Raw genomic sequence first — 1355 nt, 5'->3', positions numbered from 1 at the left:
TTATAAATTATATCTATGTTACCATTTTATATGTATAATAACTAATATAAATAATTTTTATTTAAAATGAGAGGAAATGATTTTATGAAGTTTAACTTCGCAAAGGTTACGAATTCTAGGCTTATGGGTAGCATGGGTCTTATTATAAATTGGAGCAATGAGGATGACAAAATTTTTTGTCAATACTTTTTATTAGATTCTGAAGGATTGGGAATAGCGGATTATGTGAGTCTTGATGATCCAAGTGGTCATGAAGTGTATAGAGAAGAAGAAAGACTTATGGGAGGCTTAGGGTCGGACAAGATTAGAATTTCTGAAGATGAAGCTAAATTTTTAGTGAGTTTTTATGGAAAGAAAAATGAATACTTTAATAAAGATCTTCCTGGAGATACAGAGGAGTACATTGATATAATAGAAGAATACAGTGGAGATCTAAAGATTGAGGATATGTACCCAACTATCTGCAAAGAGATTGTAGATGAAATTGAATTTGTTAATTACATGACCATGAGATTTATCGCTTGGGATAGAGAAGGTTTGATGTATTACTCTGCAAGTGAAGAGATTTCTAGTATGCATGTAACAAAGATAAATGGTACATTACTTAAAACTATAGTTAAATCAATGGGCAACTCTAGATACATAAGTACAGCTATATATGAAGATGTAGATGGGTACTATTCGTGTAAGATAGCCTTTAGTATAGAAAAAGATATACATCACAGAAGAGGTTTTAAACTAAATTCATTACTGATTACCGATGTTGAGGAAGTGTACGATTTCGAGGTGTTTGATGAAATCTCAAAGCCTGAGTACATCTCCATATACAATATTAAAAATGTTGAAGCCTTTGAAAAAGACTTTCATGAGGAAAATCCATTTCTGTTTAAGAGCTTTATGGACAATGGTAATCTGTATACTAGATTTAGTTTTAATAATGATCATGTAAAAGATAGTGAATATGTAATAAATAATGATATCAAAGCAATTTATTACTTTTCTGAGGAAGAGCTATTTGTCGGAACTTATTCAAGAGAGGATAACGAGTTTATAAATGAAGCTATAGAATTTAACCACAGTGAGAGTGTTGAATTAATAGACAGTTACTATTTTGAACAAAATGCGCTTTACGATTTTGCAGAGTCGGGATCTAAAGACTTCAATGATTTTTTAAACTAGAAAATATGTTTATCTTTAAATGATATATTTTCAAAAAATTAAGAGTGACCAGTTGCAGCTGGTCACTCTTAATTTTATTTCTATAATATTGGGGGAATATTATGAGGAATACATTAATATTATGGTCAAAGTATTGAAATATATACATGTTTTAAAAAATTATATATTTTATTTTT

The 1355-nt window shown here is 29.3% G+C and carries 1 protein-coding gene; it reads left to right on the top strand.

What is annotated here, in order from left to right; genetic code table 11:
• Positions 1 to 84: 84 nt before the first annotated feature.
• On the top strand, positions 85 to 1179 hold the full coding sequence (locus T473_RS0115580) for a hypothetical protein (RefSeq protein WP_024622620.1): 1095 nt from the start codon (positions 85 to 87) through the stop codon (positions 1177 to 1179).
• Positions 1180 to 1355 lie beyond the last annotated feature (176 nt).

The sequence above is a fragment of the Clostridioides mangenotii TR genome (assembly GCF_000498755.1).
Lineage (GTDB): Bacteria > Bacillota > Clostridia > Peptostreptococcales > Peptostreptococcaceae > Metaclostridioides > Metaclostridioides mangenotii_A.
This window is presented reverse-complemented; position numbering and strand designations above follow the sequence as displayed.